Origin of the sequence: Halopseudomonas aestusnigri, from assembly GCF_002197985.1 — a bacterium.
Lineage (GTDB): Bacteria > Pseudomonadota > Gammaproteobacteria > Pseudomonadales > Pseudomonadaceae > Halopseudomonas > Halopseudomonas aestusnigri.
Genome location: NZ_NBYK01000005.1, coordinates 151,232 through 164,623 on the forward strand (window position 1 = coordinate 151,232; position 13,392 = coordinate 164,623).

At 61.0% G+C, this 13,392-nt stretch carries 13 protein-coding genes and 1 tRNA gene; 8 read left to right on the forward strand and 6 right to left on the reverse strand.

Features of this window, described 5'->3' with window-relative positions:
* Window positions 1-20 precede the first annotated feature (20 nt).
* The gene (locus B7O88_RS09840) at window positions 21-596 is read right to left on the reverse strand and encodes a hypothetical protein (protein ID WP_088275665.1); all 576 of its coding nucleotides are present in this window, start codon (window positions 594-596) and stop codon (window positions 21-23) included.
* A gap of 95 nt (window positions 597-691) precedes the next feature.
* Here B7O88_RS09840 and B7O88_RS09845 point away from each other — a divergent pair, with 95 nt between their 5' ends.
* Window positions 692-1,162 (forward strand): LEA/WHy family protein, encoded by a 471-nt coding sequence (locus tag B7O88_RS09845; protein WP_160003169.1) that lies wholly within the window; start codon window positions 692-694, stop codon window positions 1,160-1,162.
* 5 nt (window positions 1,163-1,167) lie between these two features.
* Window positions 1,168-1,608 carry a DUF2489 domain-containing protein gene (locus B7O88_RS09850; RefSeq protein WP_088275668.1) on the forward strand — a complete coding sequence of 147 codons (441 nt, stop codon included), beginning with the start codon at window positions 1,168-1,170 and terminating at the stop codon, window positions 1,606-1,608.
* Between the two features lie 135 nt (window positions 1,609-1,743).
* Here the strand turns inward: B7O88_RS09850 and B7O88_RS09855 are convergent, their stop codons facing one another.
* Window positions 1,744-2,526 carry an SDR family oxidoreductase gene (locus tag B7O88_RS09855; RefSeq protein ID WP_088275669.1) on the reverse strand — a complete coding sequence of 261 codons (783 nt, stop codon included), beginning with the start codon at window positions 2,524-2,526 and terminating at the stop codon, window positions 1,744-1,746.
* A 142-nt stretch (window positions 2,527-2,668) separates the two neighbouring features.
* Here B7O88_RS09855 and B7O88_RS09860 point away from each other — a divergent pair, with 142 nt between their 5' ends.
* Entirely contained in the window at window positions 2,669-3,106 is a 438-nt protein-coding gene (locus tag B7O88_RS09860) for a hypothetical protein (protein ID WP_088275671.1), read from the forward strand.
* Here the strand turns inward: B7O88_RS09860 and dinB are convergent.
* The 4 genes from dinB to B7O88_RS09880 form a co-directional block, all read right to left on the reverse strand.
* Window positions 3,103-4,155 (reverse strand): DNA polymerase IV, encoded by a 1,053-nt coding sequence (dinB, locus tag B7O88_RS09865; protein ID WP_088275673.1) that lies wholly within the window; start codon window positions 4,153-4,155, stop codon window positions 3,103-3,105. The two genes, B7O88_RS09860 and dinB, sit on opposite strands and share 4 nt — an antisense overlap.
* Window positions 4,156-4,198: 43 nt before the next feature.
* Complete coding sequence (locus tag B7O88_RS09870) at window positions 4,199-5,380, reverse strand: GGDEF domain-containing protein (protein ID WP_088275674.1); 1,182 nt, start codon at window positions 5,378-5,380, stop codon at window positions 4,199-4,201.
* 128 nt (window positions 5,381-5,508) lie between these two features.
* Window positions 5,509-6,162, reverse strand: coding sequence for a response regulator transcription factor (locus tag B7O88_RS09875; RefSeq protein WP_088275676.1), 654 nt, complete (start codon window positions 6,160-6,162; stop codon window positions 5,509-5,511).
* Between the two features lie 8 nt (window positions 6,163-6,170).
* A complete protein-coding gene (locus B7O88_RS09880; RefSeq protein ID WP_200818443.1) occupies window positions 6,171-7,607 on the reverse strand; it encodes a sensor histidine kinase in 1,437 nt (478 codons plus the stop codon).
* Between the two features lie 178 nt (window positions 7,608-7,785).
* Between B7O88_RS09880 and B7O88_RS09885 the strand changes: the two genes are divergently transcribed.
* From B7O88_RS09885 to B7O88_RS09905, 5 genes are all read left to right on the forward strand, one after another.
* The gene (locus tag B7O88_RS09885; RefSeq protein ID WP_088275739.1) at window positions 7,786-9,405 is read left to right on the forward strand and encodes an acyl-CoA synthetase; all 1,620 of its coding nucleotides are present in this window, start codon (window positions 7,786-7,788) and stop codon (window positions 9,403-9,405) included.
* 154 nt (window positions 9,406-9,559) lie between these two features.
* On the forward strand, window positions 9,560-10,936 hold the full coding sequence (locus tag B7O88_RS09890) for a solute carrier family 23 protein (protein WP_088275677.1): 1,377 nt from the start codon (window positions 9,560-9,562) through the stop codon (window positions 10,934-10,936).
* Window positions 10,937-10,962: 26 nt separating this feature from the next.
* On the forward strand, window positions 10,963-12,201 hold the full coding sequence (locus B7O88_RS09895; protein ID WP_088275678.1) for an OprD family porin: 1,239 nt from the start codon (window positions 10,963-10,965) through the stop codon (window positions 12,199-12,201).
* Window positions 12,202-12,269: 68 nt separating this feature from the next.
* On the forward strand, window positions 12,270-13,139 hold the full coding sequence (locus B7O88_RS09900) for an MBL fold metallo-hydrolase (protein ID WP_088275679.1): 870 nt from the start codon (window positions 12,270-12,272) through the stop codon (window positions 13,137-13,139).
* A 77-nt stretch (window positions 13,140-13,216) separates the two neighbouring features.
* Window positions 13,217-13,293 (forward strand) — tRNA-Met (locus B7O88_RS09905).
* The last annotated feature ends 99 nt before the right edge of the window (window positions 13,294-13,392 follow it).

Consider the following 13,392-nt stretch of genomic DNA (forward strand, 5'->3'; position numbering starts at 1 on the left):
ACCGGCCCGGCAGAGACTCATCAGTCATCAACGAGCTTGAGATGATCCACATTGGGAACCTGCACTGCATCGTCGCGCTTGATCTCGCCCATGTCACTGCCAACCGGCGCCAGGGTCAGTGCCGACAGATCGATAGGCAGCGCCGTATGCGGGTTGTACTCGTCCTGCAGATCGGCACCCAACGGCGCGATACCGAAGTCTGGAGCCTCCACATCGCTGAACGCGGCCATGTACTCGTCTCGAGGCACGACGCGCGAGGACCGCTCCGGTTCAGCCTCAACCGGCTGCGACACAGGCTTGGCTGGCTCAGAGGACGCTGAAGATTCCGAAGCGGACGGAGCCAAGGATGTCGGCTCATCCATTGCCACGTCCATTGCCACGATACTGCACTGAGCGCCAGCACGCTCGAGCGCAATGCGGTATTTCTCGGCGGCAACCCGGTCAAGCCCCTGCTTGATGACAATGCGACGACCTGAGAACAGGGTGTCCAGCTGCGCTCCGGAGACCTGAAACAGCTTGCCTACATTGGCCCGCACCTGCTCAGGCGCGGCACCTTGCTGCACCTGACCTTGAAAAACCACCTCGAAACGCGTCATCTTGTCACTCCCTGTACGTAAAACAGGGGTAAAGTATGGTCCAGGCTGCGCGACAACTCCATACACAAAGCAGCCTGAACGGGAGAGGGGACGCGATGAGAGCGCGGTTGCTGGGGATCATGACGCTGATTGGCTGCATGCTGCTGCATGGCTGTGCCGTATTCAGCCCGTCCTACACCAAGCCAGAGGTCAGTCTGGCGAATGTCGAGATGCTCAAGTCCAATCTATGGGAGCAATCTTTTCGCCTCAAGCTGCGGGTCGACAACCCCAACGACCGGGTACTGCCGATTCGCGGCATGCACTATCAGGTCTATCTCAACAACATGAAACTGGCCACCGGGGTCAGCAACAACCGCTTTGACGTGCCGGCTTACGGCTCGTCCTATTTCGAGCTGGATGTACGCTCCAACCTGTGGCGTCATCTTGCCGACCTGATCAAGCTGGTAGATAAACAGCAACCGGTCGATTACCGTATCGATGGCAACATCCGCACTGGCATGTTGCTGGCGCCCAGCATCAATCTGCACGAGGAAGGGACGCTGGATCCCTCACAACTGAGCTTCTGACACCCATGCAAACTCACTACTGGCTGATTGCCGCCGGCATTCTCATCATTCTGGCGCTGGCGACCTACGCCTGGACCCTATGGCGCAAGGTGTGGCAGCAGGACGAAGCCCGAGCCAAGGCACTGGAAGCGCGCAATGACCGGCTAAGCGGCGACATTCGCATCATCGCCCAGAGCCTGCTTGACGGACAGGTGCCCACCATTGAAGGCGCCATTCGTATCAAGGTGCTGCTGGACAACTATCAGGGGGAGCGCCGCGAGGGGCTGGACGTAACCGTCTTTGATCTGATCTACGAGCAGACCGCACATATTCCGACCCATCAGGCCTGGAAGGATCTCAGCCGCGCCGAGCGCAAGCTGCATCTGCGCCTGATGGACACTCTGGAACGCGACCATCGCCCTGCCGTCGAAGCAGCGGCACGAGCACTGAGCAAAGGCGTCAACTAACCTGCACGGGGCCCGCCATGCGCCGTGTCAACGCGCGCGGACGCAGCATGCTGCGTCCCTACGCAAGGTCGTGGCGCCTACCCGTTCGTAGGGACGCGACATGTCGCGTCCGCACCGGTCAGCGAATACGCCTGTTCAGACGACCGAATTGCCGCCGTCGACAGCCAGTGCCTGACCGGTCACGTGACGGGACATTTCAGTCGCAAAGAACACCGCAGCGCCCTTGATGTCCTCATCACCACCGATACGACCCAGCGGCGTGCCTTCCTTGATCATCTCGCTGACCTTGTCCAGACCTTTTGCCAGCTTGGTCGGGAAGTAGCCCGGGCAGATCGCGTTGACGTTGATGTTGTAGCGGCCCCACTCGCCAGCCAGTGCGCGGGTCAGGTTGATTGCCGCCGCCTTGGAGGTGTTGTAGGCAGACGTGAATACGCCGGAGTTGGCACGGTTGCCCTTGAAGCCGGCGATGGAGGCGATGTTGATGATCTTGCCGGACTTGCGCGGGATCATGAAACGGCGCGCCACTTCCTGAGCCACCAGGAAGCAGACGTCCACGTTCAGGGTCATGACTTTCTGCCAGCCTTCGTAGCTGTGCTCTTCTGCCGGCTGACCCCAGGTGGTGCCCGCATTGTTGACCAGCACGTCAACGGTGCCGAAGGCCGCTTCACAGGCGTCTACCAGGGTCTTGACCGGGTTGCTGTCCAGTTTGCCCAGATCACAGGCGATACCGGCGGCTTCGACGCCCTGGCTTTTCAGTTCAGCAACCACCGCTTCGATCTCGGCAGCATTACGCGCGCTGATGAACACCTTGGCACCCAGTTCGCCGAAAGCTTCTGCCATCTGCAGACCCAGACCTTTGGTACCACCGGTGATCAGGGCGACCTTGCCGCTCAGATCGAACATTTGCTTGACGCTCATGTGAACTCCTCGTTGTGAATACGTAAAAGACCGCGCCATGATAATCACTGCCCCGCCCCGGACCGACCATCAGTGATGCGGGTGATATGCCGCTACACTCCGGTGTTATCATGCGCGCCCTACCGACCAGCGAGCCCCTACCATGGCAGAACACGATTTTCGCCGCACGGCACTGAATCCGTCACACACCCTGATTGAATGCCGCACCCTGAGTGCCGGGCTGTTTCAGGTCACCGGTCAGGGCGGCGGCGTGCAGCCCGGCGACCAGCTGATCTGCACGATCAAGGGTAGTCGCGATCTGCCCATGCGCCTGGTGGTCGACAAGATTCGCTATCTGATCAACCCGCCGGGCCAGTGGACTGCTTCGGCCCGCGGACCAGACCTGCGCGGTCAGAGCGTGCTGGGCTGGTCGATTACCTGTGATGAGTGCGGCCGCGAGCAACCGTTCGAGTTTCTTGTTGCCGACCGGGACGATCTGAACGCGCGCACCGCCAAGGCGGTCACGCGTATCAGTGAGCTGGGTTGGCAGCCGCGCGGCGACAACCACCTGTGCCCCAAGTGCGCCAGAGCGGCGCGCTAGAACAGCTTGAGCTGTTCTCCCAGCTGAGCGTGACTGCTGTCCAGCCGCACGCCCACGCCGATCAGCCGCACCGCACAATTGCCACGGGCAAACGCCTGAGCGCAGAGCTCGGCGTAGCCGGCCGGGGTAATCGGTGCCCCGGCCTGCTCCAGCGTGGTCTGGGTAAAGTCGTGAAACTTGAGTTTGATGAACGGCTTGCTGACCCGGTAACTGCCCTCCAGCCGGCCGATGCGCTCGGCCAGCTTGTCCAGCAGCGGCGGCAAGGCCGCCAGGCAGGCGTCCAGATCGGGCAGATCGTGCTCATAGGTATTCTCGACACTGACCGACTGACGGCGGCTTTCGACCACCACCGGGCGCTCGTCAATACCCCGCGCAAGCTCCCACAGGCGCTCGCCGAAACTGCCGAACTCGCGGGCCAGATCCTGCTTGCGCCACGGCAACAGTTCACTGCACACATCAACGCCAAGGCGCTGGAGCCGCTCGGCAGTCTTGCGCCCAACGCCATGCAGCCGCGACACCGGCAGGTCGCGCAGAAAGTCCTCGACCTGATCCGGCAGAATCACTTTCAGTCCGTCCGGCTTATTCCAGTCACTGGCGATCTTGGCGAGAAACTTGTTCGGCGCGACCCCGGCAGAAACCGTGATGCCCTGGGTATCGCGCACCCGCTGGCGAATCTCCCTGGCTATCAGCGTTGCGCTACCGCGGCAGGCTGGGCTGTCGGTCACATCCAGATAGGCCTCATCAAGCGACAGCGGCTGAATCAGCGGTGTGTAATCGGCAAAGATGGCCTGAATGGCCTGGGAGACTTCACGGTAGACCGACATCCGGCCCGGCACGATCAGCAGTTCCGGACACAGCTTCTTGGCGTAGGCCGAGGCCATCGCCGACCGCACCCCATAGGCACGCGCCTCGTAGTTGCAGGTGGCGATGACGCCGCGCTTGCCCGGATCGCCGCCGACCGCCAGCGGCCGACCGCGCAGGCGCGGGTCGTCGCGCATTTCTATCGCAGCGTAGAAGCAATCACAGTCGATATGGAGAATCTTGCGCACGGGCCACCGACACAGCGGGTAGACAGGACGCCAGTGTAACCGATCAGGCGGTCATGACCCGATTACGCCCTGCGCCCTTGCCTTCATACAGTGCCCGGTCGGCCCGACGAACGATGGATTCCAGATCGCTGTCGTCCTGCCGCACCGCTGTAACACCAAAGGTCGCGCTGACCGGCAACAGTTGCCCCCGTACCGGCACCGGCGTTTCGGCCAGCTCCTCGCGCAGCCGATTCAGCACCGCAACAGCCTGTTCAAGTCCGGTGTCGGGCAGGATAAGAACAAACTCCTCCCCGCCAAATCGACCGACCACATCAGAGTGCCGCAGAGAGCAACACAAATGCTGTGCCACATGCCTGAGCACCGCGTCGCCGGCATCATGACCATGCTGATCATTGATCCGTTTGAAGTGATCGAGGTCCATCACACACAGGGTCATCTCCTGCCCCAGTCGATTACAGCGTTGCCGCTCGCGCTGGAACAGCATTTCGTACTGGCGCCGATTGAACAGACCGGTCAACGGATCGGTTGTAGCCTGACGCTTCAGCTCCGCCTCCAGAGCCTCGCGCCGCTTGATTTCATCCTGCAGATCCCGGTTGCTGCTGATCACCTGCATCAGCAGGGCATACTGCTGCCGCTGAGCGAGCTGCCAGCGCAAGGCAGTAAAAAAGCCAACGGCAATCGGCAGCACCAGAATGAAGCCCAGACCAATCACCTTTTCGGCGCCCATTCCACGCGCAGCAACGCAAGCCATCAGACCAATGCTGAGAAAGGCGGACGCCAGCAGCGACAGATACACACGATTGGGGATGAACATGAACAGCGCCAGCAATGAAATCGCAACTACCGCGATCACCCAGCTGACCATATCGTGACGCAGGAAGTAGAGCATGAAGAACAGCACACTGCCGAAAATCTCGACGGCAGTTACGGCATAGCCATCGCTGACCAGTGACGGCTTGCGTCGCACCTGCCAGTAGAGCAGCAAGAGCACCGCGGCCGTTGCCAGGCGCCAGCCAAACAGCACCTGAAAATCGTAGCCGTGCCCCAGAACCGGATAATCCAGCAGTCCGAAAAGCACGACCAGAGCGGCCCAAACAAGCAATGCACGCCGCAGGGAACGGGACGCGTCTGCCTCACTGTGCTTGCGAAAAGCCTGCTCGGTCGCCGCGTCAACAAATTCGCCGCGCCAGTTGCTCAAGCGGTAATTGGTCGTAACAGTATGCACCCGTGAGATCCTTCTTATTATTCTGCCCGCCGCAAAAGCGCGACCAGTTCATCTCAACCAGTGATGTCATTATGACGCCATTTTTTTAACTGTCACGCTCCTTGATAGCGAACCCCTGTCCCTGGGCATCATGACACCCGCAAATCCCGAAGTGGCTGCAGAGTAAAGGGATCGATTACTCCCAACCCCACCAGCATTCCAACCAGCGCCGGCAGGCTGTCGGCCTGCATGCGCTTCATCACCCGCGAACGGTACAGATCAACCGTTTTTACGCTGACACCCAGTTGCTCGGCAATCTCGCGGTTACTGAAACCCTGCACCAACGGTAGCACTATATCCCGCTCCCGCGGGGTCAGGCGCGCCAATCGGTGTTGCACTTCCTGAGCACAGGACGCGGGGTGGACTGGCCCCTGGTTTAGCGCCCGCTGAACGCTGTCCAGCAGCAACTGCTCGTTGTAAGGCTTCTCGATAAAGTCGACAGCACCGCCGCGGAAGGCACGCACCACAATCGGCACATCGGCATGGGCGCTGACAAATATCACCGGCAGCCCTATCCCTCGCTCGCGCATGGCGTCCTGAACGGCCAGCCCACCCATTCCGGGCATACGCACATCAAGCAGGACACAGGCCGCTGCGGCGGGATCGCAGGCATCAAGAAACGTCTGACCATTGGTAAATGGCAGCGCCTTGAGCCCCATCGATTCAAACAGCCAGACGGTGGAGTCCAGCATGCCCTGATCGTCGTCTACGACATAAACCAGTTGTTGTGTGTGTTCCGGCATTGCAGCCCCTAAGTGGAAACGGCCGGTAGCAGGCATCGCAGGCACAGGCCACCGGTATCGGCGGGCAGCGCGTCGAGGCTGCCGCCAAAGCCCTCTACAATACCCTGACTCATCGACAGCCCCAAGCCCAGACCATCAACCTTGCTGGTATAGAACGGAACAAACAGCTGCTCACGGGCCTCGGCACTGACACCAGCGCCCTGATCAATCACCTCGATACACACCTGCCCCTCCCGCCCCTCGATATTCAGCTGCACCTGTGAGCCGTGCTGCGGGTGTTGCTCGCGGTTGGCATCGATCGCATTGCGCAACAGGTTCAGCAACACCTGCTGCAGGAGGATCGGGTCGACCCTCAGCAGGGGCAGGCCGGGAGCGGCTTTCTCAACGATCTGCACCTGGTGCTGCGACGCCTCCCAGGCGCAAAGCCCCACCGCTTCATGCGCCAGCACCGCAGCGTCCACCTGCTGCAACCGGCGCGAGCCCTTGCGCAGAAAACCGCGCAAGCGGCGAATCACAGCCGCCGCATGCTCGGCCTGCTCACTGATGCGTGCCAGCCCATGCTCAACGCGTTCAGCTTCTGGCTCGTCACTGCCAAGCTGACTCAGATAGCGCTGACTGGCTCCGGCATAATTTAGGATGGCGGCGAGCGGCTGGTTCAGTTCATGGGCGATGCCGGAGGCCAGCTCACCCAGCGTTGCCAGTCGTGCTGCATGGGCCAGTTCATCCTGCAGCCGGCGGTTGTGCTCCTCGCTCTGCAGGCGCTCGGTGATGTCGCGAGACACGCTGATGACTTCCACAACTTCACCGGTGTAGGTCTCGCGAATCGCGCGGCTGGCCGTTTCAAACCAGCGGTATTCCCCACTGGCATGACGAATACGGTAGCTGTAGGTCAGGTAGCCATCCTGCTCGAGCGCACTGCGAAAACGCGTTATCAGCGCTTCGCGCTCCTGCGGATGAAACAGGCTGTCGAGGCGCTCGCCACGCAACTGCTCAGGCCAAACGCCGAGCATGTTCCAGGACGCAGGGGATGCATCGATAAACCGGCCATCAGGGCGGTGGCGCGAGATCAGATCAGTGGTGTTCTCGATGATCAGGTGATACAGCCGCCGGGCGACCGTCGCCTCTTGCTGGTGCTGCAGCCAGCGTGTCGCATCACGCCCACGCACCCAAACCTGTGCGGTCTGCTCCAGCGGGATATAGCTCCAGAGCAGATGGCGATTACCGCAGCGGGTATGCACATCCTCTATCGCCCGCTGCTGCCGGGCAGCCGCCATCACCAGCTCGGCATGATTGTGCGGCAGCCAGGCAGACAGCTCCGCGTTATCGGCCTGCAGCTGCAGCAGGGCGGTATTGCGAAACATCGGCTCGCCCGCCGCGTTGACCAGCATCATCGGTAGCGGGTCAGACTGCAGCAGTTCATGCAACGTGGGAAGCAGATCAGTCATGCATCACCATATAGTAAATTCACCATAATACCTTGGTGGATATTCCATAATTCTGTAAAAACATATATAAAACGCCCTGATGAGAATACGCCGGCTACGCCCAGGCCGGCCAGATGAATATTCCGAGGTGCCCTGCTCTGCCCAGGGCACCATCGATAACTACAAGAAGGTTTTCGTCATGACGATCTATCAGGAAGGTCTGGCTCCCGCTGCCGTCAACCATATGGCTCTCTCACCGCTGTCGTTCATTGAACGCACCGCTGCGGTCTACCCTAACTATCCGGCCGTCATCCACGGCAGTCTGCGCCGTAACTGGCAGGAAACCTATCAGCGTTGCCGCCGTCTGGCTTCCGCCCTGTACGGTCGGGGTATTCGCCAAGGCGATACCGTTGCCGCCATGTTGCCGAATATTCCGGCCATGCTGGAAGCCCACTTTGGTGTACCCATGATCGGCGCGGTGCTCAACACCCTGAACGTACGTCTGGACGCCGAAGCCATCGCCTTCATGCTTGAGCATGGCGAAGCCCGTGTACTGATTACCGACCGCGAGTTCCACACGGTCATTCGTCAGGCTCTGGAACTGATCAAACGGCCGATTCTGGTGATCGACGTGGACGATCCGGAGTACGGCGAAGGCGAATCCCTGAGCGATCTCGATTACGAAGCCTTCCTCGCCGAGGGCGATCCCGAGTTCGAATGGCACTGGCCCGAGGACGAATGGCAGGCGATTACCCTGAACTACACCTCCGGCACCACCGGCAATCCGAAAGGCGTTGTGTACCATCACCGCGGCGCCTACCTGAACGCCCTGGGCAACCAGGTAACCTGGTGCATCGGCATGCACCCTGTCTATCTGTGGACCCTGCCGATGTTCCACTGCAACGGCTGGTGCTACCCCTGGACTATCACCGCAATGGCCGGCGTGCATGTATTCCTGCGTCGGGTCGATCCGCAGAAGATTCTGCATCTGATCCACGAACATCAGGTCACCCACCTGTGCGGTGCACCGATTGTCCTTAACGCCCTGGCCAGCATGCCGGATTCGGCCAAGGCGGCCATCAGCCATCCGGTCAAGGCCATGGTTGCCGGTGCAGCGCCGCCGGCCAAGGTCATCGGTGCGGTCGAGAACATGGGTATCCAGATCACCCACACCTACGGTCTGACAGAAGTCTATGGCCCGGTGACGGTCTGCGCCTGGCACAGCGAGTGGGATGAGCTGACGCTGGAAGAACGGGCAGAACTCAAGTCCCACCAGGGCGTGCGCTACACCACACTCGAAGGCGTCATGGTTGCCAACCCGGATACCCTCAAGCCGGTGCCGAAGGATGGCAAGACCATCGGTGAAATCTTCATGCGCGGCAACACCGTGATGAAGGGTTACCTGAAAAACCCGGAAGCGACTGCCGAGGCCTTTGCAGGCGGCTGGTTCCACACCGGTGATTTGGCCGTCTGCCACCCCAACGGTTACGTGCAGATCAAGGATCGTTTGAAGGACATTATCATCTCCGGTGGCGAGAACATCTCCACCATCGAAGTTGAAGACACCCTCTACAAGCACCCTGCCGTCATGGAAGCAGCCGTGGTTGCCCGGCCGGACGAGAAGTGGGGCGAAACGCCCTGCGCCTTCATCACCCGACGCCGCGATCACGATGTCAGCCACGAGGACATCATCGCCTTCTGCCGCCAGCACCTGGCCGGCTTCAAGGTGCCCAAGACGGTGATCTTCACCGAGTTGCCGAAAACCTCGACCGGCAAGATCCAGAAGTTCGTGCTGCGTGACTGGGCCAAGGCGCTCTGATCAACAGCACAACCCGGGGTTAAGCGTCTGCCCCCCAGGCCTCCGCGCTCCGTGCGCGCAGGTCTGGGCGGATAACAGGCAAGCCCCGCGAGCAACAAAGCCGTTTCACAAAAACAACAAGCAGCCCGGTTCTACCCGGCTGGCGGAGCTACTCATGCAAATCTTCAAGCGCGCCGATGGCGCTGAACAACCTTTCTGGGCCTGCGGTCCGTTCAAGATTCGACTGCCGTTTGTGCACTACCGGTGGGAAACCGCCGAGATGCTGCAGGCGTTGATCATGTTTGTGGTCAGCCTCGGCATGATTCCCCTGCTGGAAAAATACCTCGGTCTGCCCTACGACGTGGCTCTGGCCTACGTCGTGGTCTGCGGTGTCGGTTTCATGCTGCCGGCCCTGCTTGGTGTGCCCATGGTGCCGGGCTGGATTACCCCGGCCATTCCGGTCGTACTGCTGTTTCTCGGTGACTTCGAGCCGGGCCCACAGGCCATTCAGGCGTTGTTTGCCTTGCAACTGCTGGTCTGCCTGATCTTCTTCGTCCTCGGCATTACCCGTCTGGGCAGCGCCATGGTGCGCATCGTGCCCAACTCGATGAAGGGCGGCATCATCATCGGCGCCGGTATCGCTGCGCTGATGGGTGAGATTTCCGCTGGCGGGCGCCTGGCCAACACCCCGATCTCGCTGACTCTGGGTACCCTGATCTGCCTGTATCTGATGTTTTCTGCATCGTTCAAGGGTCTGACCGACCGCCTGCCGCTGATGCGCAAGATCGTCAACTACGGCATGGTGCCGGGCATGCTGATCGCCATCGTGGTCGGCATCGGCGTTGGCGAATACAAGATGCCCGACGTGCGCTGGGGCATCACCGCACCGGCCTTCGGCGAAATGTGGAACTACCTGCCGTTCACCGTCGGCATCCCCGACGCCAAGGTCTTCATGCTGGCGGTACCGACTGCCGTGATTGCCTACATCATCGCCTTCGGCGACATCATCGTCGGCCAATCGCTGATGCAGCGTGCCGATGAGCTGCGCCCCGACGAAGTGATCGAGAACAACGTCGACCGCGTGCATCTGGTAACCGCCATCCGCAACGCGCTGCACGCCTTCTTTGCCCCCTACCCCGGTCTGGCCGGCCCGATCTGGACCGCCGTCGCCGCCACCATGGCCGAGCGCTACAAGTACGGCCGCAAGGCAATGGATTCGATCTACAGCGGCGCGGGCACCTTCTGGATCACCGGCTTTATCGCCCTGTTCATGCTGCCGCTGGTGAGCTTCTTCCAGCCAGTGCTGCCGATTGCGCTGTCGCTGACGCTGGTGCTGACCGGTTACATCTGCCTGATGGTCGGCTTCGAACAGCTGAGCAACAACGCCGAGCGTGGCGTCGCCGGCACCATGGGTGTGGTACTGGCCGTCTACGGCGCGGGCTGGGGCCTGGCCACCGGCGCGGTGCTGTATCTGCTGATTGAGCGCACCCACCTCTTGAGCTTCCGCAGCGCCCATCCGGATCAGAAAACCGACGCCGAAACCGCTGACTGACCAATAAAAACAAGAGACATCAAACAATGAAAAAGACCCAAACCTTTATGCTGACCGCCCTTGCCGCCCTGATGGCGGCTCCGGCCAGTGCTGCCTTTGTCGATGACGCCCAGAGCCGCATCGAGCTGCGCAACTTCTACTTCAACCGCGACTTTCGCCAGAGCGACGCGGCCCAGAGCAAGGCCGATGAATGGGCCCAGGGCGTGCGCGCCTATTGGCAGTCCGGCTATACCGAGGGCCGTCTGGGCTTCGGTCTGGACGCCATCGGCCTGCTGGGCATCAAGCTGGACTCCAGCCCGGATCGTACCGGCACCGGTATTCTCAAGCGCGATACCAGTGAAAACCGCGCGATGGACGAATACAGCGAACTGGGGCTCACCGCCAGGCTAAAGCTGGATGAGCACGTTCTGCGCCTCGGCACCCTGATCCCGACCCTGCCGGTCGCCATGCACAACGACAGCCGCCTGCTGCCACAGAGCTTTCGCGGCGGCTGGCTGCAGGCTCAGGGCAGCGACAGTCTGCAACTGGAGCTGGGCCGCTTCGACGCGATCAACCTGCGTGACTCCTCCAATTACCAGCGCATGAGCCCGGTACAGGGCGGCGCCCGCAACGTGGTGGTCAGCGGCCGCCCCGACAGCGACGCCTTCGACTTTGCCGGCGCCACCTGGGCTATCAGCGACGCGAGCAAGCTCAGCTACCACTACGGCGAGCTGCAGTCGATCTACCGTCAGCACTACCTGGTGTTCAACCACAGCCAGCCGCTCGGCAACGGCACACTGGCGCTGAACCTGCGTCATGCCGACAGCAGCGACGCCGGCCGCAGCAACATCGACAACCGCATGAGCAGCGCCACCCTGTCGTGGCAGGCCGGCATGCACAAGTTCACCGGCAGCTATCAGCAGATGGAGGGCGAAACCGGTTTTGCCTATCTGAACGGGACCGATCCCTTCCTGACCCACCTGGTACAGATCAACGACTTTGCCAACCGCGATGAGCGCAGCTGGCAACTGCGCCACGACTACAGCTTTGCCGATCTCGGTCTGCCCGGCCTCAAGCTGATGAATCGCTATACCCACGGTAGCAATATCGAGCTGGCGAATAGTCGCGGCCGCGAGTGGGAACGCAACAGCGATCTGATGTATACCGTGCAGAGCGGTCCGCTGCAGAACCTCTCGCTGCACTGGCGCAACGCGACCTATCGCAGCACCTTCGGCAGCGACATTGACGAAAACCGCGTGATCATCGGCTACACCTTCAGCCTTTGATCCTTTTCAAAAAAGGCGGCCACTGCGCCGCCTTTTTGCATAAACACCCAACACAGGATTGATCAGCCATGCGCACAATCACGACACTGGAAGGCAACAGTCAACGCCTGGATGGCGGCGCCATGTTCGGCAACGCGCCCAAGGCCCTCTGGTCCCGCTGGGTCGAAACCGATGACCAGAATCGGATCGCGTTGAGCTGCCGGGCCATGCTGGTGCAGGAAGAGGGCCGCAACATTCTGGTCGAAACCGGCATTGGCGCCTTCTTTGCGCCCAACCTGAAATCCCGCTACGGGGTGGTTGAAGACCGCCACGTACTGCTCGACAGCCTGACCGAGATTGGCCTGACCGACGCCGATATCGACGTGGTGGTACTCACCCACCTGCACTTCGACCATGCCGGCGGCCTGCTCAGCGCCTGGCAGGAAGGTCAGCCGGCGCAGTTGCTGTTCCCCAACGCCACCTTCGTCACCGGCCAGCGCCACTGGCAACGGGCACGTCGCCCGCACCCGCGCGATCAGGCCTCATTCATTCCCGAGTTGCTGAGCCTGCTGGAGAACAGCGGCCGTCTGGAGCTGGTTGAAGACGGCAAGAAATCGAAAGCCCTAGGCCCGGACTGGCGCCTGCGCTTCAGTGACGGCCACACCCCCGGTCTGATGATCCCGATCATCGACATGCCCGACGGTCCGGTCGTATTTCCGGGCGACCTGATCCCCGGCGCCCCCTGGGTGCACCTGCCGATCACCATGGGCTACGACCGCTTCCCGGAAACCCTGATCGAGGAAAAGGAAGCACTGCTCGACAGTCTGATCGCAGTCAACGGCAGGCTGGTTTTCACCCATGATCCGGACGTCGCCATGGCCTATGTCAGCCGCGATGCCGACAACGGACGCTATACCGTCAGCAACCCGCAGCCGCGGGTGAAGGGTCTTGCAAACTGATTCGACGAAAATAAAAAATTCTTTTTCGTTCAATCGCTTGACAGCCATTCTTAAAACAGTAGAATGGCGACCTCTGACGCGGGGTGGAGCAGTCTGGTAGCTCGTCGGGCTCATAACCCGAAGGTCGTAGGTTCAAATCCTGCCCCCGCAACCAGGTTCAAAACCGCTGATTGGTTAACGCCGATCAGCGGTTTTTTTATTGCCTGACATTCATGCTTTCAGGCCATGCCTCTCGCGCATTTTTCTCCCCCGA

Bases quoted from the DNA above. Each gene is read 5' to 3' on its own strand.
- B7O88_RS09840 (WP_088275665.1), bottom strand. From the start codon at position 596: ATGACGCGTTTCGAGGTGGTTTTTCAAGGTCAGGTGCAGCAAGGTGCC.
- B7O88_RS09845 (WP_160003169.1), top strand. From the start codon at position 692: ATGAGAGCGCGGTTGCTGGGGATCATGACGCTGATTGGCTGCATGCTG.
- B7O88_RS09850 (WP_088275668.1), top strand. From the start codon at position 1,168: ATGCAAACTCACTACTGGCTGATTGCCGCCGGCATTCTCATCATTCTG.
- B7O88_RS09855 (WP_088275669.1), bottom strand. From the start codon at position 2,526: ATGAGCGTCAAGCAAATGTTCGATCTGAGCGGCAAGGTCGCCCTGATC.
- B7O88_RS09860 (WP_088275671.1), top strand. From the start codon at position 2,669: ATGGCAGAACACGATTTTCGCCGCACGGCACTGAATCCGTCACACACC.
- B7O88_RS09875 (WP_088275676.1), bottom strand. From the start codon at position 6,162: ATGCCGGAACACACACAACAACTGGTTTATGTCGTAGACGACGATCAG.
- B7O88_RS09880 (WP_200818443.1), bottom strand. From the start codon at position 7,607: ATGACTGATCTGCTTCCCACGTTGCATGAACTGCTGCAGTCTGACCCG.
- B7O88_RS09885 (WP_088275739.1), top strand. From the start codon at position 7,786: ATGACGATCTATCAGGAAGGTCTGGCTCCCGCTGCCGTCAACCATATG.
- B7O88_RS09890 (WP_088275677.1), top strand. From the start codon at position 9,560: ATGCAAATCTTCAAGCGCGCCGATGGCGCTGAACAACCTTTCTGGGCC.
- B7O88_RS09895 (WP_088275678.1), top strand. From the start codon at position 10,963: ATGAAAAAGACCCAAACCTTTATGCTGACCGCCCTTGCCGCCCTGATG.
- B7O88_RS09900 (WP_088275679.1), top strand. From the start codon at position 12,270: ATGCGCACAATCACGACACTGGAAGGCAACAGTCAACGCCTGGATGGC.